This is a genomic window from Bordetella sp. FB-8 (assembly GCF_000382185.1).
Taxonomy (GTDB): Bacteria; Pseudomonadota; Gammaproteobacteria; order Burkholderiales; family Burkholderiaceae_B; genus Bordetella.
In genome coordinates, this window is record NZ_KB907784.1 from 1,687,673 (window position 1) to 1,711,499 (window position 23,827).

19 protein-coding genes are annotated in these 23,827 nt (G+C 65.6%); 10 read left to right on the plus strand and 9 right to left on the minus strand.

The annotated features are described in order from the left end of the window. The first annotated feature begins 4 nt into the window (after window positions 1-4). Both H143_RS0108090 and H143_RS20240 read left to right on the plus strand, forming a co-directional pair. Entirely contained in the window at window positions 5-1,267 is a 1,263-nt protein-coding gene (locus H143_RS0108090; RefSeq protein ID WP_019937729.1) for a muropeptide transporter, read from the plus strand. A gap of 218 nt (window positions 1,268-1,485) precedes the next feature. Continuing rightward, window positions 1,486-2,514, plus strand: a complete 1,029-nt coding sequence (locus H143_RS20240; protein ID WP_019937730.1) for a sensor domain-containing diguanylate cyclase — start codon at window positions 1,486-1,488, stop codon at window positions 2,512-2,514. A 9-nt stretch (window positions 2,515-2,523) separates the two neighbouring features. Here the strand turns inward: H143_RS20240 and H143_RS0108100 are convergent, their stop codons facing one another. The 5 genes from H143_RS0108100 to gatC all read right to left on the minus strand — a co-directional run bounded on the left by H143_RS0108100 (window position 2,524) and on the right by gatC (window position 7,621). Then, window positions 2,524-3,315, minus strand: coding sequence for an exodeoxyribonuclease III (locus H143_RS0108100; protein ID WP_019937731.1), 792 nt, complete (start codon window positions 3,313-3,315; stop codon window positions 2,524-2,526). Between the two features lie 17 nt (window positions 3,316-3,332). Next, window positions 3,333-4,001, minus strand: a complete 669-nt coding sequence (pyrE, locus tag H143_RS0108105; protein ID WP_026349844.1) for an orotate phosphoribosyltransferase — start codon at window positions 3,999-4,001, stop codon at window positions 3,333-3,335. A gap of 161 nt (window positions 4,002-4,162) precedes the next feature. Next, window positions 4,163-5,620, minus strand: a complete 1,458-nt coding sequence (gene gatB / locus H143_RS0108110; RefSeq protein WP_019937733.1) for an Asp-tRNA(Asn)/Glu-tRNA(Gln) amidotransferase subunit GatB — start codon at window positions 5,618-5,620, stop codon at window positions 4,163-4,165. Window positions 5,621-5,734: 114 nt separating this feature from the next. Continuing rightward, complete coding sequence (gene gatA, locus H143_RS0108115) at window positions 5,735-7,261, minus strand: Asp-tRNA(Asn)/Glu-tRNA(Gln) amidotransferase subunit GatA (RefSeq protein ID WP_019937734.1); 1,527 nt, start codon at window positions 7,259-7,261, stop codon at window positions 5,735-5,737. Window positions 7,262-7,312: 51 nt separating this feature from the next. Next, the gene (gene gatC, locus H143_RS0108120; RefSeq protein WP_019937735.1) at window positions 7,313-7,621 is read right to left on the minus strand and encodes an Asp-tRNA(Asn)/Glu-tRNA(Gln) amidotransferase subunit GatC; all 309 of its coding nucleotides are present in this window, start codon (window positions 7,619-7,621) and stop codon (window positions 7,313-7,315) included. Between the two features lie 270 nt (window positions 7,622-7,891). Here gatC and H143_RS0108125 point away from each other — a divergent pair, with 270 nt between their 5' ends. The 5 genes from H143_RS0108125 (at window position 7,892) to rodA (ending at window position 13,811) form a co-directional block, all read left to right on the plus strand. Continuing rightward, window positions 7,892-8,935, plus strand: coding sequence for a rod shape-determining protein (locus H143_RS0108125; protein ID WP_019937736.1), 1,044 nt, complete (start codon window positions 7,892-7,894; stop codon window positions 8,933-8,935). A 170-nt stretch (window positions 8,936-9,105) separates the two neighbouring features. Then, complete coding sequence (gene mreC, locus H143_RS0108130; RefSeq protein ID WP_026349845.1) at window positions 9,106-9,984, plus strand: rod shape-determining protein MreC; 879 nt, start codon at window positions 9,106-9,108, stop codon at window positions 9,982-9,984. 76 nt (window positions 9,985-10,060) lie between these two features. After that, complete coding sequence (gene mreD / locus H143_RS0108135) at window positions 10,061-10,549, plus strand: rod shape-determining protein MreD (protein WP_033366246.1); 489 nt, start codon at window positions 10,061-10,063, stop codon at window positions 10,547-10,549. A 20-nt stretch (window positions 10,550-10,569) separates the two neighbouring features. Then, entirely contained in the window at window positions 10,570-12,675 is a 2,106-nt protein-coding gene (gene mrdA, locus H143_RS0108140) for a penicillin-binding protein 2 (protein WP_019937739.1), read from the plus strand. Further along, window positions 12,672-13,811 (plus strand): rod shape-determining protein RodA, encoded by a 1,140-nt coding sequence (gene rodA, locus H143_RS0108145; RefSeq protein ID WP_019937740.1) that lies wholly within the window; start codon window positions 12,672-12,674, stop codon window positions 13,809-13,811. The genes mrdA and rodA overlap by 4 nt, the downstream gene beginning before the upstream one ends. Before the next feature lie 73 nt (window positions 13,812-13,884). Here rodA and H143_RS0108150 read toward each other — a convergent pair whose 3' ends face one another. The 4 genes from H143_RS0108150 to H143_RS0108165 are packed head-to-tail and all read right to left on the minus strand — an operon-like array spanning window position 13,885 to window position 20,435. Then, window positions 13,885-14,448: a 5'-3'-deoxyribonucleotidase gene (locus tag H143_RS0108150; protein WP_019937741.1), complete on the minus strand. Its 564-nt coding sequence runs from the start codon at window positions 14,446-14,448 to the stop codon at window positions 13,885-13,887. Window positions 14,449-14,505: 57 nt separating this feature from the next. Continuing rightward, on the minus strand, window positions 14,506-16,053 hold the full coding sequence (locus H143_RS0108155; RefSeq protein WP_019937742.1) for an efflux transporter outer membrane subunit: 1,548 nt from the start codon (window positions 16,051-16,053) through the stop codon (window positions 14,506-14,508). Between the two features lie 11 nt (window positions 16,054-16,064). Further along, window positions 16,065-19,250 carry an efflux RND transporter permease subunit gene (locus H143_RS0108160; protein ID WP_019937743.1) on the minus strand — a complete coding sequence of 1,062 codons (3,186 nt, stop codon included), beginning with the start codon at window positions 19,248-19,250 and terminating at the stop codon, window positions 16,065-16,067. Between the two features lie 27 nt (window positions 19,251-19,277). Continuing rightward, window positions 19,278-20,435 (minus strand): efflux RND transporter periplasmic adaptor subunit, encoded by a 1,158-nt coding sequence (locus H143_RS0108165; RefSeq protein ID WP_019937744.1) that lies wholly within the window; start codon window positions 20,433-20,435, stop codon window positions 19,278-19,280. A gap of 265 nt (window positions 20,436-20,700) precedes the next feature. Here H143_RS0108165 and H143_RS0108170 point away from each other — a divergent pair, with 265 nt between their 5' ends. The 3 genes from H143_RS0108170 (at window position 20,701) to H143_RS0108180 (ending at window position 23,818) form a co-directional block, all read left to right on the plus strand. Next, on the plus strand, window positions 20,701-21,732 hold the full coding sequence (locus tag H143_RS0108170) for a LysR family transcriptional regulator (RefSeq protein WP_019937745.1): 1,032 nt from the start codon (window positions 20,701-20,703) through the stop codon (window positions 21,730-21,732). Between the two features lie 182 nt (window positions 21,733-21,914). Further along, window positions 21,915-23,000, plus strand: coding sequence for an AI-2E family transporter (locus tag H143_RS0108175; protein ID WP_019937746.1), 1,086 nt, complete (start codon window positions 21,915-21,917; stop codon window positions 22,998-23,000). Next, window positions 22,997-23,818: a phytanoyl-CoA dioxygenase family protein gene (locus H143_RS0108180; RefSeq protein WP_019937747.1), complete on the plus strand. Its 822-nt coding sequence runs from the start codon at window positions 22,997-22,999 to the stop codon at window positions 23,816-23,818. Before H143_RS0108175 ends, H143_RS0108180 begins: the two co-directional genes overlap by 4 nt. Window positions 23,819-23,827 lie beyond the last annotated feature (9 nt).

The window sequence follows — 23,827 nt, forward strand, 5'->3', positions numbered from 1 at the left end:
GCCCATGACGGATGCGAGCACCGCGAGATCGGCGGGCAACGTCTATTTCAGCCGTCGCGTAGCACCGCAACTGGCCCTGGGTTTCGCCAGCGGGCTGCCTCTGGCCTTGACCGGCGGCACGCTGCAGGCCTGGGCCACGGTCTCGAACGTTTCGCTGCAGAACATAGGTTTTCTCACGCTGGTGGGTACGGCCTACACGCTCAAGTTCCTGTGGGCGCCGCTGATCGACCGCTACGCACCGCCCTGGCTGGGCAGGCGTCGCGGCTGGATGCTGCTGATGCAGATGCTGCTGGCCCTGGCCATCATGGGCATGGGCCTGCTCTCGCCCGGTTCGGCCTTGCCGGAACTGGCTATGCTGGCCGTGGTGGTGGCGGTGCTGTCGGCCACGCAGGACATCGCCTTCGACGCCTATAGTACCGACGTGCTGCACGGCGAGGAGCGTGGCGCGGGCGCGGCCGTCAAGGTGCTGGGCTACCGCATCGCCATGATCGTTTCGGGCGGACTGGCCCTGGTGCTGGCCGACAGCTGGCTGGGCTGGGGGCATATGTATGTGCTCATGGGCGTGCTGATGCTGGTTTGCACGGCCGCCACGCTATGGGCGCCGGAACCCGACGCGCCGGCCGCGGCGCCCGGCAATCTGGGGCAGGCCCTGGTCGAACCGTTCCGTGAATTCTTCAGCCGGCACGGCGCGGCCGGACTGCTTTTGCTCATTGTGCTCTACAAGCTGGGCGATGCGTTCGCCGGCGCGCTGTCCACGACTTTCCTGATCCGCGCGGCCGGCTATACCGCCACCCAGGTCGGCACGGTCAACAAGGTGCTGGGTCTGGCCGCGACCATCGTGGGGGCGCTTGCGGGCGGCGCCATCATGGCGCGCTGGGGCCTGTATCGTTCGCTCATGGCCTTCGGCCTGCTGCAGGCGGTGTCCAATCTGGGTTACTGGCTGATCTCGGTCAGTCCCAACCATCTCTGGTTGATGGCCGCGGGCGTCGGTGTCGAAAACCTGTGCGGCGGGCTGGGCACGGCGGCTTTCGTCGGCCTTCTGATGGCCTTGTGTCGACATGAATATTCGGCCACGCAGTTCGCGCTGCTGTCGGCGCTGTCGGCCGTGGGCCGCACTTACCTGGCGGGGCCGCTTACGCCCACGCTGGTCGAGCATCTGGGCTGGCCTGGTTTTTTCCTGTTTTCTGTCGTTATCGGCGTGCCCGGGTTGCTGCTGCTGTATGCCTATCGCGCGCGGATCGGCGCGCTTGAAGGTGAGGTGAAGTAGCAAAATTGACGTTTTTAAATGTCAATATTTACGGCGATTAGCCGGCGTGAACCTTGTTGTTGGCCGGAGATATGCAAGAAATCAGGGTCTTCCCCGATCTATTTGATACCGGAATCGCCTAGCATTGCTGCGCTCGAATCAAAACAATAGCGCGGAAGATTTCCATGGTCAGGCCCCCCCGAGCGCACCAATTCAAAATACTCGCCGGGATAGTTGGCATGATCGTGCTGTGCGGCCTGGTTGGGACCAGCTATGCCCGCGTTCTTTTGCTGATCCTGGGCGTGGCGGTCATCGCCTGCCTGCTGGCTTACGACCGTAGGCAGATGCAGCGCAAGACGGATCATGCTTTCGGCATTTTCGACCGCATCTTCGAACATTCGCGCAATGGCGTGGCCGTGCTTGATGCGCAAGGCCGGGTGCAGCGGATCAACCCGGCGTACGTGCGTATGACGGGCTATACCGAGGCCGAGCTGCTGGGCACCCGATTGCGCAGCCTGAACTCGGGCCGCCAGACGCCGCAGTTCTACGAGGGCATCTGGAAGGCCGTGCGCGAGCAGGGTCATTGGGAAGGAAAGGTCTGGAACCGCAGGAAAGACGGTTCCATCTATCTGGAGTCGGTCGCGCTCAAAGGACTGGACCCGCACGCGTCGGGCGATAGCGAAAACTATATGGTGCTCGCTTCCGACGCCACGGAACGCCACATGGACCGTGAATACCTGGGCTACCTGGCCTTGCACGACGCGTTGACCGGCCTGCCCAATCGGCTGCAGTTCGCCGACCGCATCGAACAGGCGATGGCGCGTGCGCGCCGCACGTCGAGCATGCTGGCCGTGCTTTTCATCGATCTGGATGGCTTCAAGCAGGTCAACGATACCTACGGCCATGCCGGCGGGGACGCCGTGCTCAAGGTCGTGGCGGCCAGGTTCAAGCATGGCCTGCGCGATACCGATACGGTCGCCCGCCTGTCCGGCGACGAGTTCACGGTCATACTCGAAGGCCTGAACCACCCCGAGTCCAACGGCTATGTCGGGCAGATCGCGGACATGCTGCTTACCTCGCTGGCTCAGCCTATCGAGCTCGACGGCCAGCATGTCTGCGTCAGTGCCAGCATTGGCGTGAGCCTTTCGCCCGGCGTGACGGATCCCGACGAGCTGCTCGACCGCGCCGATCAGGCCATGTACCGGGCCAAGGCGCTGGGCAAGAATCAAGTGTGCTTCTATTCGGGGCGGACCGAAGCGGTTGCCTGAGGCGACGGGCTACAAGTCGAAGTCGTAATCCACCGTCAGCGGCGCGTGGTCGCTGAATTTCTCGCCTTTATAGACGCCGCTGGCGCGGGCGCAGGCCGCGACGGGTCCGGTGGCCAGTTGGTAATCGATGCGCCACCCCACGTTCTTGGCATAGGCCTGGCCGCGATTGCTCCACCACGTGTAGCACGCGTCGGTGGTGTCGGGATGCAGCGCGCGGTAGACGTCGCTCAGCTCGCCTTCACCCAGCAGCCAGGTCATCCAGGCGCGTTCCTCGGGCAGGAAGCCGCTGTTCTTGAGGTTGCCTTTCCAGTTCTTCAGGTCGGCTTGCGTGTGCGCGATGTTGACGTCGCCCACCAGGATGAATTGGCGGTCGGCCTTCAGGCGCATGAGATGCGGATAAATGAAGTCCAGGAAGCGATACTTGGCCTGCTGGCGCTCATCGCTGCTGGAACCGCTGGGAAAGTAGCAGCTGACGACACTGAACTTGCGCGCAGGCGTGTCAAAGCGCAGCTCGACCCAGCGGCCTTCGGCGTCGAATTCCGGATTGCCGATGCCACGCACGACTTGGCTGGGTTCGTGTCGGCTGTACAGGCCCACGCCGGAATACCCCTTTTTCTCAGCGTAATGGAAGTAGCCGGCCATCTTCTCGTGGCGGTCGAAAACGCCCGTGACCTGGTCGTGCTGGGCCTTGACCTCCTGCACGCCGACGACGTCGGCGTCTTGCCGGCCCATCCAGTCGAAAAAACCCTTGGAAGCGGCCGAACGGATGCCGTTCAGGTTGGCGGAGATGACACGGAACATGGCTTTATCCGGGGATATCAAACGCCGTATTTGGCGCGGTAGGCGGCCACGGCCGCCTTGTGTTCGGCAAAGCCCGACTCGTGCTCGAGCAGCGCCATGATGTCGTGCAGGCTGGCGATGCTGACCACCGGCATGCCGTAGGTATTGGCCACTTCCTGAACGGCGGAATGAGGCGAGAGGGCGTTGTCCGGGCCCGCGCGCTCCATGCGGTCCAGGGCGATCAGGACGGCGGCGGGAGTGGCCTTGGACAGCTGGATCATGTGAACGGATTCGCGCACCGAGGTGCCGGCCGAGATGACGTCATCGATGATGATGACGCGGCCGGTAAGCGCAGCCCCCACCAGGGAGCCGCCTTCGCCGTGATCCTTGGCTTCCTTGCGGTTGAAGGCAAAGGGCACGTCGTGGCCGCGTGCGGCCAAGGCCAGCGCCAGGGCGGTGACAAGAGGGATGCCCTTGTACGCCGGGCCGTACAGCATGTCGAATTGCACGCCCGAGGCCAGCAGCGCCTGAGCGTAGAAGTCGGCCAGCTTGGCGACCGCCGCGCCGGTGTTGAACAGGCCCGCGTTGAAAAAGTAGGGGCTCAGGCGGCCGGCCTTGGTCGTGAAGGCGCCGAATTTCAGGACGCCCAGTTCGGCGGCGAAGCGCACGAAGTCGGTGCGAAAGGTACTGCTGTCGGAGGCAGGAATTTGGGACACGGCGATTACATTACAGATGCGGCGGGCAGAACCCGGCGCCGCGTTCAGGGTACGGCGTCATTGTAAATAAAGCCTGCGCCGATCGCCGCGTGCGCCGTGCGCATCGCCATCGCGCGAACGGCTTTTGCGCGGTTCTTCAAGGCTGGCGGGTCCTAGCCGCCCAGCTTCTGCTTGAGCAGATCGTTGACTTGCTGCGGGTTGGCCTTGCCTTTGGCGGCCTTCATGATCTGGCCCACCAACGAATTGAAGGCCTTTTGCTTGCCGGCGCGGTACTCCTGGACGATGGCTTGATTGGCGGCCAGCACCTGGTCGATCATCGCGCCGATGGCGCCGGTGTCGCTGATCTGCTTGAGGCCGCGGGCCTCGATGATGGCGTCGGGTGCGCCGCCGTTCTCGCCAGCCCACATGGCGGCAAAGACTTCGCGGGCGATCTTGTTGGAGAGGGTGCCGTCCAGGATGCGGCTGATCAGCGCGGCGAGCGCGGCGGCCGGCACCGGGCACTGGTCGATGTCCCTCTCTTCGCGGTTCAACTGCGCGGCGACCTCGCCCATGACCCAGTTGGCGGCCAGTTTGGCCTGGCCGGCGGGCAAGGCCTTCGCGGTTTCTTCGAAGTAGCGGGCCATGGCGCGGCTGGAAACCAGCTGCGCGGCGTCGTAGGCCGGCAGGCCGTAGTCGCAGGCAAAACGCTGGCGCTGCGCATCGGGCAGCTCGGGCATGGCGGTACGCACTTTCTCGATCCACTCCTGGCTGATCACCAGGGGCGGCAGATCGGGATCGGGGAAATAGCGATAGTCGTGCGCGTCTTCCTTGCTGCGCATGCTGCGCGTCTGGTCGCGGTCGGCGTCGTACAGCCGGGTTTCCTGCACCACCGTGCCGCCGTCCTCGATGAGTTCGATCTGGCGCCTGGCTTCGAACAGGATGGCGCGTTCCAGAAAGCGGAACGAGTTGACGTTCTTGACCTCGGCGCGCGTACCGAATTCCTTCTGGCCCCGGGGGCGCACGGATACGTTGGCGTCGCAGCGGAAGGAGCCTTCCTGCATATTGCCGTCGCAGATGCCCAGCCACACCACCAGGCCGTGCAGCGCGCGCGCATAGGCCACCGCTTCGGCGGCGGAGCGCATTTCAGGCTCGGAGACGATTTCCAGCAGCGGCGTGCCGGCGCGATTCAGGTCGATGCCGCTGGCCGGCCTGCCGTTGGCCAGCGTGAAATCGTCGTGCAGCGACTTGCCCGCGTCTTCTTCCAGGTGCGCGCGCGTCAGGTGCACCACCTTTTCTTCTTCGCCGACGAAAAAGCGGATCTCGCCGCCCGAGACCACCGGCAGTTCGTACTGGCTGATCTGGTAGCCCTTGGGCAGGTCGGGGTAGAAGTAGTTCTTGCGCGCGAAGACCGAGCGCGGCGCCACGCTGCCGCCCACCGCCAGGCCGAACTGGATGGCGCGCTCGGCCGCGCCGCGATTCATCACGGGCAGGCTGCCGGGCAGGGCCAGGTCGACGGCGTTGGCCTGCGTGTTGGGCGCCGCGCCGAAGCGGGTGCTGCTGCCCGAGAAGATCTTGGAGTCGGTGGAAAGCTGCGTATGCGTTTCCAGGCCGATGACGATTTCCCATTCCATACAGGGTTCCAATTGATTATTGCTGTGGGCAAAAATAGCCGCGGGAGGCGCCCGCCCCTCCCAAGGCGCCGGTAGCCTTCCCGGGGGGCAGCGAGGGAAGTGCGTGCGGGGACATCATTTTTCGACGGGCGTCTTCTTGTGCCAATCGGTGACTTGCTGGTAGCGGTCGGCGATGGCCAACAGGCGGCCTTCGTCGAAGTAGTTGCCGATAATCTGAAGGCCGACGGGGCGACTCCTGTCGCCGAAGCCCACGGGCACCGACATGCCCGGCAGGCCCACCAGATTCAGGCTCAGGGTGTAGATGTCCATGAGCCATTCGGAGGTGGGGTCGCCGCTCTTTTTGCCCAGGTCCCACGCCACGGTGGGCGACACCGGCCCCATGATCACGTCGCAACGGTCCGCGAAGGCGCGCTGGAAATCCTGCGCGATCATGCGGCGCAGGCGCTGGGCCTGCAGGTAGTAGGCGTCGTAGTAGCCGTGCGACAGCACGTAGGCCCCGGTGAGGATGCGGCGTTTCACTTCTTCGCCGAAACCCTGGGAGCGCGAGCGGCTGATCATTTCGGTGAGACCGTCGTAGTCGGCGGCGCGGTGGCCGTAACGCACGCCGTCGTAGCGCGACAGATTGCTCGACGCTTCGGCCGGCGCGATCACGTAGTAGGCCGGGATCGACAGCTCAGTACGCGGCAGGCAGATGTCCACGCGCTGTGCCCCCAGGACCTCGAACTGCTTGAGCGCGGCGTCGATGGGCGCGACGACATCGGCCGCCAGGCCCGCGCCGAAGAATTCCTTGGGCACGCCGATGCGCAGGCCTTTCAGGGGCTGACTGCCGGCAGCGTCGAAATCGTCTTGTACGGCATCGAAAGCGGCGCGCACGCGGCCAGGCGCGTTGGCCGCGCCGTCGCAGAATTCGAGGCTGGTGGCGTCGCGCTCATCGAAGCCGCTCATCACGTCCAGCAGTTCGAGCAGGTCTCGGCTGCTGCGCGCGAACACGCCGGCCTGGTCCAGGCTGGAGCCATAGGCGATCATGCCGAAGCGCGATACCGTGCCGTAGGTAGGCTTGATGCCGCTGACCCCGCAAAGCGAGGCGGGCTGGCGCACCGAGCCGCCCGTGTCGGTGCCGGTGGTGGCCACGGCCAGGCCCGCCGCCACTGCGGCGGCCGAGCCGCCCGAGGAACCGCCGGGCACGGCGTTTTCGTCCCAGGGGTTGCGCACGGGGCCGTAGGCCGAGTTCTCGTTGCTCGAACCCATGGCGAACTCGTCGCAGTTGAGCTTGCCCAGCGATACGGCGCCTGCCCGCTGCAGGCGTTCGACCACGGTGGCATCGAAGGGGCTGACGTAGCCTTCGAGCATTTTGCTGCCCGCGGTGGTGCGCCATCCGCGCGTGACGAACACGTCCTTGTGGGCAATGGGGATGCCGGCGAGCGGGCCGGCGCTGCCGGCGGCCAGGGCCGCGTCGGCGGCGCGCGCCTGAGCCAGCGTGAGATCAGCGTCGATGTGCAGAAAAGCGTTCAGGCGCGCCGCGGCGCGCGCCGCGTCCAGCGCGCTTTGCGCCAGTTCGACCGCGCCGACGCGGCGCTGCTTGAGGGCCTCGCGCAGGCCGGCGATGTTGCCGAATTCGTTGTGCAGAGCGGAGTTCGCCATGTGGGATTGCATCCAGCTTGATGGGGGCGGCGCGTCGGGCGCCGCGCGTTTTTATTCGATGACCTTGGGAACCAGGAACAGGCCGTCGCCGGTATCCGGCGCGTTGGCCAGCATTTCGTCGCGCTGCGCCGCGCAGGAGCGTTCGGTGACGGTGTCTTCGCGCAGGCGCAGGATCACGTCTTCATGGGCCGACAGCGGGTGGGCCATGGGTTCGATGCCCTGCGTATCGACAGCCTGCAGGCGTTCGATCAGATGCAGGATGCCGTTGAGTTCTTCCTGGGCGCGCACGCGCTGCTCGGAAGTGAGCTCGATGCGGGCCAGCCGGGCGATGCGGGCCACGTCTTGTTCGTTCAGGGCCATGGGAGTGAAGGAAATGTGAAAGCTGAGCGGGGCATCGCGTAACGCTGCGGAACTGAGCCGTTACAAACGATGAATTGCCGGGATTTAGCGTTATTTCCCGCAAAATTATAAGTTATCATTGAGGGCTTAATCGCTGAAGTCATTGTACGTGCAGCAACGCGGCGACCGGAGGGCGGCACGCCCAGGTGGGACCAGCGGGTGGCTAGTCCGCCGGCGACCTATTTAAAACTTGCGCCCTGACCCTAATTTATTGAATTTCGCTGAGTTCACATGTTTGGATTCCTACGCAGCTATTTTTCCAGCGATATGGCGATCGACCTCGGTACCGCCAATACGCTCATCTACGTTCGCGGCAAGGGCATCGTGCTCGATGAGCCGTCCGTGGTTGCCATCCGTCACGAAGGCGGTTCCAGCGGCAAGAAGATCATCCAGGCCGTCGGCCGCGAAGCCAAGCAGATGCTGGGCCGCGTGCCCGGCAACATCGAAGCCATCCGTCCGATGAAGGACGGCGTGATCGCCGACTTCACCGTGACCGAGCAGATGCTCAAGCAGTTCATCCGCATGGTGCATCCGCGCAATATGCTCGCGCCTTCGCCGCGCATTATCGTTTGCGTGCCCTGCGGCTCGACCCAGGTCGAGCGCCGCGCCATCCGAGAATCCGCGCTGGGCGCCGGCGCTTCGCATGTCTACCTGATCGAGGAGCCCATGGCTGCGGCCATCGGCGCTGGTCTGGCCGTGTCCGACGCGAGCGGCTCCATGGTGGTCGACATCGGCGGGGGTACGACCGAAGTGGCCGTGATCTCGCTGGGCGGCATGGTCTACAAGGGCTCGGTGCGCGTGGGCGGCGACAAGTTCGACGAAGCCATCGTCAATTATATTCGCCGCAACTACGGCATGCTTATCGGCGAACCCACTGCCGAGCTCATCAAGAAGGAAATCGGTTCGGCCTTTCCGGGCTCCGAAGTCCGCGAGATCGAGGTCAAGGGCCGCAATTTGGCCGAAGGCGTGCCGCGCAGCTTTACCGTTTCGTCCAACGAGATCCTCGAATCGCTGACCGATCCGCTTAATCAGATCGTCTCGGCCGTCAAGATCGCGCTGGAACAGACCCCGCCCGAGCTGGGCGCCGATATTACCGACAAGGGCATCGCCCTGACCGGTGGCGGCGCGCTGCTGCGCGACCTGGACCGTCTGCTGCAGGAAGAAACCGGCCTGCCGGTGGTGGTGGCCGACGATCCGCTTACCTGCGTGGTGCGCGGCTGCGGCGAGGCGCTCGAGCATCTCGAGAGACTGGGCGCCATCTTCATCAACGATTGAGGCCGTGTTGCCGTCGCCCGCCGTGCGATACTGTGCGAGCGGTCGGCGCGCTTGCCGGCCCCCTTTCCTGACGGGCCGGCCCAAGATGAAACGACCCCTGCGCTGTACCTTCGGCTTGCTGTTTCTCAAGGGGGCGCGTCAGCTCCGTAAGGTAGCCCGGCGGAACTGATATGCAAGGACAAACCCCTCCGTTGTTTCGGCGCGGCCCGCCCGCGGAAGTCCGGCTGGCGGTGCTGGTCGTGTTGGCGCTGACGCTGATGCTGGTCGATGCGCGCATGCGTGTTCTCGAACCGGTGCGCCGCGCGGTCGCCATCGCGCTTTATCCCTTCCAGCGCGTCGTCCTTGCGCCGCGAGACTTGGTCGAGCAGGTCGACGAGTGGGTCAACGCCGCCAATCTCATACGCCAGGAAAACGAGGCCCTGCAGCGCCAGCGTATCGAGCTGGCCCAGGTGTCCACCCACGCCCAGCAGGTGGCCACGGAAAACGCCCAGCTGCGCCGGCTGCTCGGTATCACCGAGCACACTTCCGAGCCGACCGTGGTGGTCGAGGTGTTCTACGAGCCGCCCGACGGCGGCGGTCAGCAGCGCCTGGTGTTCAACAAGGGCAGCAGGGCAGGCCTGGCGCCCGGCATGCCCGTGATCGACGAAGGCGGCGTGGTGGGCCAGTTGGTGCGCGTCACGCCCATGACGTCCGAGGCGGCCTTGCTCACGGACGATCGCGTTTCCATACCGGTCCAGGTGCTGCGCAACGGCCTGCGGCTCATCGCGTTCGGCACCAATACGCCGGGCCAGATCGAGGTGCGCTATCTGTCGGCTAACGCCGATGTGCGCGTGGGCGACGTGCTCATCACCAGCGGCGTGGGCGGATTTTTCCCGGCCGGCCTGCAGGTGGCCAAGATCACCTCCATCGATCGCAACTCGGCCTCGGGTTTCGCGCAGGCCATGGGCGAGCCTCTGTCGCATCCCGAGCGGTATCGCCACTTCCTGGTGCTGCAGGTCGACGTGGGCAAGGCCACGAAAATGCAGCAGGAAGAGGGCGATGACAACTAATCCTTCCTCCCAGGAACAGCAGGACGCCTCCGGCCGTCTGGTGGGACTGGTCGGCAATGCGCACTCTGACCGCCTGATGCGTCCGGCGCGCGGCGTGTTTGTCTGGACCACACTCATCGTGGTGTGGCTCGCCTCGATGCTGCCCTGGCGCCTGTGGCCGGCGGCGCCCGACATGATGGCGCTGGTGCTGGCCTACTGGAGCGCCTACGAGAGCCGCCGCGTGGGCCTGGTGACGGCTTTCGTCTTTGGCATCTTGCTGGACGTGCACGACACGGCCTTGCTGGGAGGCCATGCGCTCACCTACGCCCTGGTGGTCTACGGCGCGCAGTTGCTGCAGCGACGCCTGCAGCGTTTCGACCTGCTGAGCCAGGCCGTGCACATGTTGCCGGTATTCCTGCTCGCGCCTTTGAGCACACATCTGATGGTTGCTTGGCTGGCGGGGCACTGGCCGGGCTGGTGGTGGGCGGTAGGCGCCCTGATCACCGCCGCGCTGTGGCCCATCGTGGGCTGGGTGCTGCAACTGCCGCAGCGCAGGCTGGACGACGTGGAATCTTCCGCGGTCTGAGGCCCGAGAGCGCAGCCGCGATGTTCGAATTCAAAAACACCAGTCTTCAGAAAAAGCGGCGTTTTCGCTTGCGCGCCCTGGTGGGGGCGGCTGTGGTGCTGGTGTGCTTTGGCATGCTGGCGTCGCGCTTCTGGGTGCTGCAGGTGGTGCGTTATCAGGGGTTTTCCGAACGCGCGGACCGCAACCGGATCGCGCTGGTGCCCATCCCGCCGCGTCGCGGCGAGATCTACGACCGCAACGGTGTGGTGCTGGCGCGCAACTACCGTACTTATACGCTCGAAGTCACGCCGGCCGATTTCGGCATTCACTACAACTACGACAAGCTCTTTGACCGCTTGTCGCACGTGGTCTACCTGAGTCCGAGCGACAAGCGCAAGTTCAAGCGCCAGCTCGGCGAAACCAGCCGCGTGGACACCGTGACGCTGCGCGACAATCTCAACGATACCGAAGCATCGTGGTTCGCCGCGCACGCCTTCATGTTTCCTGGTGTCGAACTCAAGGCGCGCTGGGTGCGGCAATATCCCCAGGGAGCCGCCGCCGCGCAGGTGGTGGGCTACATCAGCCGCATTTCCGACAGCGATCTGGAAGAACTCGACAAGAAAGGCGAGACCGGCAACTATCGCGGCACCGAATACATCGGCAAGAAGGGCATAGAGCAAAGCTACGAAAAGGTGCTGCACGGCACGACCGGCGTGCAGGAAGTGGAAATCACGGCGGGCGGACGTCCGGTGCGCACCCTGAGCCGCACCGATCCGGTGGCCGGGTCGGACCTGAAGCTGTCCCTGGACATGGGCCTGCAGCGTGTGGCCGAGCAGGCCTTCGGCAAAGAGGACGGCGCGCTGGTGGCCATCGATCCGAACACGGGCGAGGTGCTGGCCTTTGTCTCGATGCCTTCGTACGATCCGAACCTGTTCGTCAACGGCATCGACGTGGACAACTGGAAGCAGCTCAACGAGTCGCCCGACCACCCGCTGATCGACCGGCCTTTGACCAGTGCTTTTCCCATCGGATCGACCTATAAGCCCTTCGTGGCGCTGGCCATGCTGACGCTGGGCAAGCGCGACCCCAACGCCCAGATTCCGGATCCGGGCTATTTCGAGTTCGGTGGACAGAAATTCCACAACTCGGGAGGCGAGGCCTTCGGGTCGGTCGATCTGCACAAGGCCATCGTGGTGTCGGACGACACTTATTTTTTCTCGCTCGGGCCGATCATCGGCGTGGATCCGCTGCACGATTTCACCAAGCAGTTTGGCTTCGGACAGATCACGGGAATAGACCTGGACGGCGAAAAGCGGGGCGTGCTGCCTTCCAAGGCGTGGAAGCGCCGCACTTTCAAGACCAAGGCACAGCAGCAGTGGTATCCGGGCGAATCGGTTTCGCTCACCGTGGGGCAGGGCTATAACGCCTTCACGATGATGCAGCTGGCGCAGGCGGTGTCGACGCTGGCCGACAACGGCATCTATCGCCGTCCTCATCTGGTTCATTCGATACGCGATCCGATCACTGACAAGGTCACGCGGGTGCCGTCGGTGATTGACCACGTCATTCCCGTCAAGCAGAAGTACTTCGACATCGTGAAATCGGCGATGGCCGACGTGCCGCGTATCGGTACCTCGCGCATGGCTTTCCTGGGCGCGCAATACCCGTCGGCCGGCAAGACCGGCACGGCGCAGGTGTACAGCCTGCACGGCGCGAAGGCGCGCGAAGTGCCCAAGAACCTGCGCGACCACGCCCTGTATATCGGCTTCGCGCCCGTGGACCACCCACAGATCGCGGTCGCGGTCATCGTCGAGCACGGCACTTGGGGCGCCAGCGTCGCCGCGCCCATCGTGCGCAAGATGTTCGATTACTGGCTGATCGAAAGGCCTAAGGAAAAGGCCGCCGGAGAACTGAAGAACCTGCCGCTGCTGACCAAGTCCGCGGCGGCCTTCCACGATCCGGTCTTCGGGGGCAGCGACAATGCTGCCTTGTTCGGCACGGCCCTGCATCGCGAGCCCGCGGCGGCCCCGGCCGATCCCGCCGCGCCCGCCCCCGCGCCGTTCAACCCCGCGCCGCCGGGCAGCGCGATCGGCCCGGTTCCGACGGCGCCTGCGCGGACGCAATCCGCGCGCGGAGGTATTCAATGAAACGCTTGGCGCAGCTGTTGCGGCACGTCATCACGGCGCTGGACTGGCCCTTGATGTTCATCTTGCTGTTGTGCGCTGCGCTGGGCCTGACGGTGATGTATTCCGCCGCGAGTGGAACCGCGGATGGACACTTCATGGGCCAGGCGCGCAATTTCCTGGTGGCGCTGGCGGCCATGTGGATCGTGGCCCTGATCCCGCCCAATCGGCTCATGCGCCTGGCGGTGCCGGCTTACGCGCTGGGCATCGCGCTGCTCGTGGCCGTGCATTTCGCGGGGGTGACCAGCAAGGGCGCCACGCGTTGGCTGAGCGTCGGTTTCACGCGCATCCAGCCCTCGGAAATGATGAAGATCGCCGTGCCGATGACGCTGGCATGGTATTTTCATCGCCACGAGGGCGCAGTGCGCATACGCGATTTTTTCGTGGCGGGCCTATTGCTGGCGCTGCCGTGCGGCCTGATCATGATGCAGCCCGATCTGGGCACGGCTCTGCTGGTGTTCGGCGCGGGCTTTTTCGTGATCTATTTCGCCGGCCTGTCTTTCAAGTTGCTGATCCCGATTGTGCTGGCCTGCGTGATCGGCATCGGCGCGGTGGTCTACAACGAGAGCGCGCTATGCAGCCCGAATGTGGCCTGGCCGGGGCTGCATGATTACCAGAAGCACCGGATATGCACGCTGCTGGACCCCAACACCGATCCGCTGGGCAAGGGGTTTCATACGATTCAGTCGATGATCGCGGTGGGTTCCGGAGGCTTGTACGGCAAGGGTTATATGAAGGGCACGCAAAGCCACCTGGACTTCATCCCCGAGCACACGACCGACTTCATCTATGCGGTGTATTCGGAAGAATTCGGTTTGTACGGCGGCGTGGCGATCCTGGTGCTCTACAGCCTGCTGATCGCGCGCGGACTGACGATCGCAGTCGGCGCGGCGACGCAGTTCGGCCGCCTGCTGTCCGGGTCGGTGACGATGATGGTATTCCTGTACGTGTTCGTGAACATCGGCATGGTGACCGGCATATTGCCCGTGGTCGGGGTGCCGCTTCCCTTCATGAGCTACGGAGGCACGGCCTTGTTCACCATGGGCGTGGCCTGCGGCATTCTGATGAGCGTGCGTCGCTACAAGATCGTCAACGACTGATCGTCGTCTTTTCCGCGCCGCGCCAGGTCGGAATTCGCGGCCGTATCCCGCTGCCTTTGGGTGTTGGCAGGTCCTAGGCGTTGGCGGCGTAGAACTGGTCTGCCAGCACATCGCGCCAGTTGGACCAGACCATGCGCGGGCGGTCGGCGACATGGCGGTTGTAGGGCGCGTCGTAGACAATGTGGCGCCAGGACGGATGGGCCACGGCACCCTCGATATGGGGCTTGTCGTCGATGAGGATGTCGCCTCGCACCAAAGTCTTGTCGCGTGTCATGACGATGCGTTCGGTGACCGCGCGGCCCAGGTGGTGTTCGACCCACTGGAATTTCTCGGCCACGCAGTTCTCGTACTGATGCAGGGGGGCGGTACAGATGCGCAGATCCATTCCCAGCGCCAGCATTTCCTTGAACGCCTGGACCGCGCCCGGGACGGGCGGCAGATCACGGATGAAGCCCGACGCGGTGTAGATCGCCTGGGCCTGGGCATGCAGTTCGGGCGGATAGTCCTCGAGCAAGTGAAAGGACTTGCGGTCCTCGAAGGCCACGGGCGCGATATCCGGGTGGCGCTGGCGCCAGGCGGATATGAAGGCATTTTCGAAGTCGGCGAGCACGCCGTCCTGGTCGATCAGGATGATCATGGATGCACGCGGCGGTGAGTCATTCGGACCCATTGTGCCACGTGCATGCGACACGCCTTATTCGGCCGCGATGCGCGGCGCGGCCAGGCCCCAGCCGCCGCCCAGCGCGCGGATCAGGTTCACCACGGTGCGTGCCCGGTCGCCGTCGAGCTGGGCCGAGGCGCGCTGCTGCTGCAGCGCGGTGCGGTCGGCCTCGAGCACGTCCAGATAGCTCACCGCACCCTCGCGGTACTGCATCTGCGACAGCTGGGCCGCCCGGGTCGCGGCCCGCAGCGCGGCATCCTGCGCGGCAGTCTGGCCGTGCAGCAGGCGCAGGCCGGCCAGATTGTCCTCGACTTCGCGGAAAGCCGTCAGCACGGTCTGCCGGTAGTCGGCCACGTCCTCTTCGTACACGGCGCGGGCGCGATCCAGGTTGGCCTGGCGCCGGCCCCCGTCGAAGATGGGCAGCGACAGGGCCGTGCCCACCAGCGGACCGAGCAGGAAAGTGCGGCTGGACCAATTGAACAGGTCGCCCAGAGCCGAGGACTCCAAGCCTCCCGCGCCGGTCAGCATCAGGCTGGGAAAGAAGGCGGCCTTGGCCACGCCGATGCGTGCATTGGCGGCGGCCATTGCGCGTTCGGCGGCCGCAATATCGGGGCGGCGTTCCAGCAGGCTGGAAGGCATACCGGCGGGAATGTCGATTGCGATGCGGGCGATGGGCTGGGCCGGCAGGCTGAACTCGGCCGGCGTCTTGCCCAGCAGCACGGCCAGGGCGTGTTCGGCCACGGCCCGGTCGCGGGCGATGCCCACTTGTTCGGCGCGCGCCGATTCCAGGTCGGTGCGCGCGCGGTCCAGGTCCAGTTCGCCCACGTCGCCGGCGTCGTAGCGATGCCGGATCAGCGCCATCGTCTTGCCGCGCAGCTCGACCGTGCGGCGATAGATCTGCTGTTCGGCGTCGAGTTCGCGGACCCGGAAGTAGCCTTGCGCCACATCGGCCTGCAAGGCCAGCAGCACCGAGCGGTACAGTGCGGCGCTTTGCTGGGCGTCGGCCGTGGCGGCATTCACCGAGGAGGCGACGCGGCCGAACAGGTCGACTTCATAGGATACCGAGGCCTGGGCCCGCCACAGCGAGCTGTAGGTGGCTGCCCCGTTGTCCGGGCGGCCCTGCGAGGCGGGCGAGGCGCGCTCGCGCGTGGGGCCGAAACCGGCGTCCAGCTCCGGGTAGCGGTCGGACCTGGCATTGCGCACCAGGGCGCGGGACTGACCCAAACGCGCGGCGGCGGCCTTCAGATTCTGGTTGGCGTCCTGGGCCTGCACTTGCAGCGCATCGAGCGTGGGGTCCTTGAATATCTTCCACCACTGTCCGCGCAGTGCGTTTTCGGCGGGCCTGGCCTGCTGCCAGCTTCCGGCCTGGTCGGCCGGCATCGCAGCCTGCGTGGACGCCGCTTCTTTGTAGGCGGCCGGCGTGTCGACGGGCGGGCGGCGGTAGTCGGGACCCACCGCACAGCCGGCCAGCGCCAGCAGCAGGGGTAGTGCCGCATAGCCTAGCGAGGCCCGGCCTAGCGAGGCTCGGCCTCGCGCGGTTCGACCGAACGCGGTCCTGCCGTTTCGTATCGTGTTTGTCATCAAAATATTCCTCATTGTTCGGCGTTGGCGTGGTGCAGGGGCGCGTCGTGGCGCGCAGCCGAGTGCAGGGCGCCGCGGCCCAGTTTGCGCAGCAGCACATAGAAAACCGGTGTCAGGAACAGGCCGAACAGCGTCACGCCCAACATGCCGAAGAACACGGCCACGCCCATGGCATGGCGCATTTCTGCGCCCGCGCCGGTAGACAGCGCCAGCGGCACCACGCCCATGATGAAAGCGATGGACGTCATCAGGATGGGACGCAGGCGCAGCCGGCAAGCCTCGATGGCGGCCGCCATCGGCGTGCTGCCCTGCATTTCCAGTTCGCGGGCAAATTCCACGATCAGGATCGCGTTCTTGGCCGACAGCCCCACCAGCACCATCAGGCCGATCTGGGTAAAGATGTTGTTGTCGCCATGCGTGAGCCATACGCCTGTGAGCGCGGCCAGGATGCTCATGGGCACGATCATGATCACCGCCAGCGGCAAGGTCAGGCTTTCATACAGCGCGGCCAGCACCAGGAAGACCAGCAGCACGCTGATGGGGAATACCCACAGTCCGGCGTTGCCGGCCAGCATCTGCTGATAGGCCAGGTCGGTCCACTCGATCTTGAAGCCGCGCGGCAGCACTTCCCGGGCGATGCGCTCGGCGGCCGCCTGGGCCTGGTTGGTCGAATAGCCGGGCGCTGGGCCGCTGTTGATGTCGGCGGCGGTGTAGCCGTTGTAGCGCACCACCATCTCGGGGCCAAAGCTCTGCTTGAGCGTCACCAGCGAGGACAGCGGCACCATCTGGCCGGCGGCGTTGCGCGTCTTGAGCTGCAGAATGTCCTCGGGGTGCGAGCGGAACGGCGCGTCGGCCTGGGCGCGCACCTGGAAGACGCGGCCGAAGCGGTTGAAGTCGTTCACATACACCGAGCCCAGATAGACCTGCATGGTGTCGAACATGTCGGTCACCGGCACGCCCAGCTGCATCGCCTTGACGCGGTCCAGATCCACGTCGATCTGCGGCACGTTGACCTGGTAGTTCGTGAACGTCGGTCCCAGCTCGGGGGTCTGGCGGGCGCGGGCGATGAAAGCCTGAGTCGCCTTGTCCAGTGCGGCATAGCCTTGCGCGCCGCGGTCCTCGATCTGCAGCTTGAACCCGCCCAAAGTGCCCAGTCCCAGGATGGGCGGGGGCGGGAACACGGCCACGATCGAGTCCTTGATGGCCGCGAATTTCTGGTTCAGATGCATGGCGATGGCGTTGGCCGACAGGTTGGCGCTGCGGCGCTTGTCGAAGTCGTCCAGCGTCACGAACACGATGCCCGCGCTCGAGCTGTTGGTGAAGCCGTTGATCGACAGGCCGGGAAAGGCGATGGCGCTTTTCACGCCAGGCTCGTGCAGGGCGATGTCGCTCATGCGCCGGATCACGCTGTCGGTACGGTCGAGCGAGGCGCCGTTGGGCAACTGGGCAAAGGCCACCAGGTATTGCTTGTCCTGCGCGGGGATAAAGCCGCCGGGCAGGATGTAGGCCACCGCCGCGGTCAGCGCCAGCAGCACGGCGTACACCAGCATCGAGGAGCCCTTGCGTCGCAGCACGCCGCCCACGCCGTCGGCGTAGTGTCCGGAGGCGCTGCCGAAGACGCGGTTGAACGCGCGAAAGAACGGGCCGAATACCTTGTGCATGGCGCGCGACAGCCAGTCGGTCTGCTCGCCGTGCGGCTTGAGCAGCAGGGCCGACATGGCCGGCGAAAGCGTCAGCGAGTTGAAGGCCGAGATCACCGTCGATATAGCGATGGTCACCGCGAACTGCTTGTAGAACTGACCCGACAGGCCGGTCATGAAGGCCAGCGGCACGAACACCGCGCACAGCGTCAGCGCGATGGCGACGATGGGGCCGCTCACCTCGCGCATGGCCCGGTAAGTGGCCTCGCGCGGCGACAGGCCGGCCTCGATATTGCGCTCGACGTTCTCCACCACCACGATGGCATCGTCGACCACGATGCCGATGGCCAGCACCATGCCGAACAGCGACAGCGCGTTGATGGAATAGCCGAAGACCAGCAGTAGCGAGAAGGTGCCGATGATGGATACCGGCACCGCCAGCAGCGGAATCACCGAAGCGCGCCAGGTCTGCAGGAACACGATCACCACCAGCACCACCAGCGCGATGGCTTCCAGCAGTGTGTGCACCACGGCCTCGATGCTGGCGCGTACGAATTGCGTGGGATCGTATTCGATGCGGTATTGCACCGAGGGCGGGAAGTCCTTGGACAGATGCGCCATGGTCGCGCGCACCTGGCTGGACACGTCCAGCGCGTTCGAGCCCGGCGCCTGCATGATGGCCATGGCCACCGCCTGCTTGTTGTTCAGCAGCGAGCGCAGCGCGTAATCCTGGGCGTCAAGCCGGATGCGGGCGACATCCGACAGGCGCGTCACCGCGCCGTCGGGTGCGGTCTTGAGGACAATCCGGCCGAATTGCGCCGCGGTCGTCAGGCGGCCGCGCGCGTTCACCGAGAACTGCATGGGCACGTCGCCGCCGGTGGGCGAGGCCCCGATGGTGCCGGCGGCTACCTGGACGTTTTGCTGACGGATGGCATTGATGACGTCCATGGCCGTCAGCCCGTGCTCGGCGACCCGATTCGGGTCGAGCCAGACGCGCATGGCGTAGTCGCCCGCGCCCCACACCTGCACGTCGCCCACGCCGGGCAGGCGCGCCAGCCGGTCCTTGACGTTGAGTACCGCGTAATTACGCAGGTAGGTCGCGTCATAGCGGTTGTCGGGCGAGATCAGGTGCACCACCAGAGTCAGCGTGGGCGAACTCTTGATCGTGGTCACGCCCAGACGCTGCACGTCCTCGGGCAGGCGCGGCAGGGCCTGCGAGACGCGGTTCTGCACCAACTGCTGCGCCTTGTCCGGATCGGTGCCCAGTCGGAAGAAGACCGTCAGCGCGAAAGAGCCGTCGCTGTTGGCCTGCGACTGCATGTAAAGCATGTTCTCGACGCCGTTGATGGATTGCTCCAGCGGCGAAGCCACGGTTGCGGCGATGACTTTGGGATTGGCGCCGGGGTATTGGGCCCGCACCACCACCGAAGGCGGCACGACTTCCGGGTATTCGGAAATGGGCAGCTGGAACATGGCCAACAGGCCTCCCAGCAGCACCAACACCGACAGCACGCCCGCGAAGATGGGCCGATCGATGAAGAATTTGGAGATATTCATGGGTATGCGTTTGTGTTCTTGATGTTCTTAATTCAGTCCGGCCGAAGCGGTCTGGATAGGGGCGCTCTGATCGTCCATGGACACGAGATTGGGCGCCACCAGATCGCCCGGGCGCACGCGCTGCAGACCACCCACGACGATGCGCTCGCCGGCCGCAAGTCCGTGCGTCACCACGCGCAGCGTGCCGACGCTGGCGCCCAGCTGCACGCTGCGGTAATCGGCGTGGTTGGCCTTGTCCAGGACCAGCACGTAGCGTTTGTCCTGGTCGGTGCCGATGGCTTTTTCGTCGACCAGCACGGCCGCGTGCGGCGCGCTGCCGCCCAGGCGCACGCGCGCATACAGGCCCGGCACCATCAGGCCGTCGCGGTTGTCGAACACGGCGCGCACGCGGATCGTGCCCGAGCCGGGGTCAAGCTGGTTGTCCACCGACTCCACCAGGCCGCGGCGCGGATAGCCTTTTTCGTCGGCCAGGCCCATCTGCACGGGGATGGGCACGCCCCGCACATGGTTTGCGTCGACATAGCGCAGGAAGGTCTGTTCGTCCACATTGAACGAGGCGTACATGCGGGACACCGACACGATGGTGGTCAGCACGGCCGAGGAAGCGCCCGCCGACACTACGTTGCCCGCGGTGACCTCGGCGCGCGAAACCCGGCCGTCGATCGGCGCGGCGATGCGCGTATAACCCAGGTTGATGCGGGCCGTCTTGAGCGCGGCGGCGGCGGCGCGGGCATCGCTTTCCTTCTGGTCATAGTCGCGTCGCGCGATGGCGTTTTCGGCCAGCAGCCGCTTGGCCCGGGCCAGATCGGCCGCGGTATAGGCGGCGCTGGCCTCGGCGCGCTCGACCTGGGCCTCATAGGGGCGAGGGTCGATGGTAAAGAGCAGGTCGCCCTTCTTGACCAGCGCGCCGTCCTTGAAATGCACCTGGGCCAGCGTGCCCGACACCAGCGGGCGAATGTCGACACGGTCGATGGCCTGGAGCCGTCCCGAATAGCGCTGCCAGTCGATGATGGGGCGGCCGATGGCCGGCGCCACGTCGACGGCGGTGCCGGCCGGTGCGGCCGGCTGGGCCTGGGCGCTGTTTTGCGCGCCGGGGTTCAAGACCGCGTAGCCGCCCGCCGCGGCCAGCAGCACCGTCAGGGCCAGGGCCGAAAAGCGAAAAACGCGGGGTCGAGAAATCGTCATGACGTTTCCTTGGAAAAGAGGCGAAAAAAGGGGAACCGGACCGAGAGAGGGCGGCGGGCGCAGGGCGCGGGCCGCGGGGTCTGCTGCAGCGCAAGACCGTCGCCGCATGGGGCGGCGGGACGGATCGCACGGGATGGTTGTGATTCTGAATGTTTTCTATATCGGGATAAATGGCAAGTTTCCGGCAATACTAGTCGGCATGGGCTAACAATCTGCGGATTTATGGTCTATGCTGTCGGCCATACAGCCTTTGCCAGGAATCTCCATGGACCGCTTCCAAGCCATGCAGGTCTTCACTCGGGTGGTGGAGGCCAACAGCTTTACCCGCGCCGCCGACGCTCTGGTGCTGCCTCGCACCACCGTCACCACCATCATCCAGAATCTCGAAAAGCATCTGGGCGTGCGTCTGCTCAACCGCACCACGCGCCGCCTGAGCCTGACGCCCGACGGCGCGGCCTATTACAAGCACAGCGTGCGCATCCTGGCCGAGGTCGAGGAAACCGAGTCCTATCTGCAGGATGTTTCGGCGCATCCGCAGGGGCGCCTGCGCGTCGACGTCAAACCCAGCATCGGTACGCTGTTGCTCATTCCCGCGCTGTGCGACTTTCACGCGCGCTATCCCGACGTGGAGCTGGCCATCGGCCTGTCGGACCGCAAGGTGGATCTGGTGCAGGACGCGGTCGATTGCGTGATCCGCATCGGCGAGCTCGAGGATTCAAGCCTGGTGGCGCGCCGCATCGGCGCCATTGAGCTTCTCACCTGCGCCGCGCCCGCCTATCTGGCGCGCCAGGGTGTGCCGCACACCCTCGATAACCTGCAGCAGCACCAGGCCGTGCATTACTTCCTGGGGCCGGGCCGCAATCACGGCTGGGATTTCCTGGTCGACGGGCAATTGCGGCACGTCGATCCGCCCGGCGTGGTCTCGGTCAACGAATGGTCGGCCCATCTGGCCTGCGCCGTGCAGGGCTTTGGCATTATCCAGACGGGGCGCTACGCGGCGCTGCCGCACATGCAAAAGGGCGAGCTGGTCGAGATACTGTCCGAATACCGACCCGCGCCGGTGCCCATTTCGCTGCTCTATCTGCAGAACCGCCAGCTTTCGCCCAAGATCCGGGCGTTTTCCGACTGGGTCGCCGAACTGTTCGCCGGCTGTCCGCTGCTGAGCGGGCGCGACGAAAACGACCCATCCATGCTCGAATGCAAGCGGCTCATGGCGCAGGGCGCCCGGATCAGTCCTCAGGCCCAGGAAGCCACGCGCCAGCGCGTGCCGGTCGATCCGCCCGAAGTCCTGGTCTAGGCGTTTCGTGTCGACAGGCCCTGACCGGCGGGCGGCCTCGGCCTGACGTGGCTCGGCCTGACGTGGCCCGGCCTGACGTGGCCCGGCCTGACGCGGCCCGGCCTGACGCGGCCCGGCCAAAACTCGTATATTGCTCAGTCCGGGCGGAATTTCTCCGCCGGTCATCTCGCCGCTTGTCGCCTATGCCGCCTGTATTACCTGCTTCCCTGATCGCCCGCTGGCTTTTGTTGCTGGTGCTCCTGGCGGGGGCATACTTCCTCAGCGACTTCCTGGTGCCGGCCTTGGCGGCGCTGGTCATCGGCCTGTCCACCTGGCCGATCTATCGGCGTCTTCTGGCCTTCTGCAAAGGTAATACGACGGCCGGCGCCGTCATCGCGCTGCTGTTGGTGCTCGTGGTGCTCGTGGCGCCTCTTTCGTTGGCCTCGATCTATGCATTTCGCGAAGCCAGCCATGTTTTCGCTTGGATGCTGGCAACCAACCGCCAAGGCGCGGCGGTGCCGGCCTGGATGCCCGCCATTCCGATAGTGGGCGAGAAACTCGCCGCGTACTGGAACACCTACCTGGGCGAACCGCATGCGCTGGGAGACCTGGTGCAACTGGTCAGCGGCGAGCACATCGGCAATATCTACCGCATGGTGCTGGGCTTGGCGGGCAATGCGGCGCGTCTGATACTGGCGCTGCTTTTCATGCTGCTCACGCTGTTCTTCATCTACAAGGACGGCCGGCAGATTCTGGCCCAGGTCGACCTGCTGGGCGAGCGCATCCTGCCGTCGCGCTGGCAGCGTTTTTCGCGCATGGTGCCGGCCACGGTCGGTGCCACCGTCACGGGTATGGGCCTGATCGCGCTGGGCGAGGGCGTGGTGCTGGGCATCGCATACTGGATCGCCGGCGTGCCGGCGCATGTGCTGCTGGCGGTGATCACCGGCGTGATGGCGCTGGTGCCCGGCGGTGCGCCGACCGCGTTCACGCTGGTCTCGCTCTACCTGATCGGATCGAACCACATCGGGGCCGGCATCGGCTTGCTCGCCTGGGGAGCGATCGAGCTTTTCATCGTCGACAAGACCCTGCGGCCGCGCCTGGTGGGTGGTCCGGTCAAGCTGCCCTTCCTGCCGACTTTCTTCGGCCTGGTGGGCGGCGTGAAAACATTGGGTATCGTGGGCCTGTTCGTCGGGCCGGTATTGATGGCGCTTCTGGTGTCGGTGTGGCGCGAATGGGTGCGCACCGTGCAGGAAGAGCGCGAGGCCGAGCAGGCCAAGGCAGGAAAATGACCATGACGCAAGCCAGCCAGATCGCTCTGCTGCGCGAGCAGGGTTTCGTGGTGGTGCGCGGATTTGCCGATGCCGCCACGGTGTCGGCGCTGCGCGATATCTCGCTGCGCCATCTGGAGCAGGCGATCGAGCCCATCGAATACGAGGCCGATCTGCGCTATCCTGGCGCGCCCGCCTCGCGCCAGGCGGCCGGCGGCCACACCGCGCGGCGCCTGCTCGATGCCTACGGCCGCGACCCGCTGTTCGCGCAATGGGCCGCCTCGCCGCGCATCGCACAATGGCTGGCCGCCTATTTCGGCCTGGCGCGGCCCGGCCTGGCGCGGCCCGGCCTGGCGCGGCCCGGCCTGGCGCCGGTGCTGTCCACCGTGCATCACAACTGCGTGATGACCAAGCATCCCGCCTACGGCAGTCTGACGGGCTGGCACCAGGACATCCGCTACTGGTCGTTCAGCGCTCCGGAACTGGTGTCGTGCTGGCTGGCACTGGGCCGGGAAACCGCCGAGAACGGCGGCCTGTTCTTCCTGCCGGGCTCGCATGCCGCCGGCTTCGGATCCGAACAGTTCGACCAGAGCAAGTTCTTCCTGCCCGATCCGCCTGCCAACCGCGACTGGATCGCGCGGGCTGTCTGTCCCACGCTCGAGCCCGGCGATGCGGTCTTCTTCCATTGCCTCACGCTGCACGCGGCGCAGCGCAACGCCAGCAACGCCGTGAAGCTGTCGCTGGTACACACCTACTATCCCGGCAGCGTGCGGCCGCTGCCGGGTTCCCGGTCGGCGTCGCGGCCGGGCGTTCCCCTGGCGCCTGCCCAAGGCGCCTGATCCGGCCCA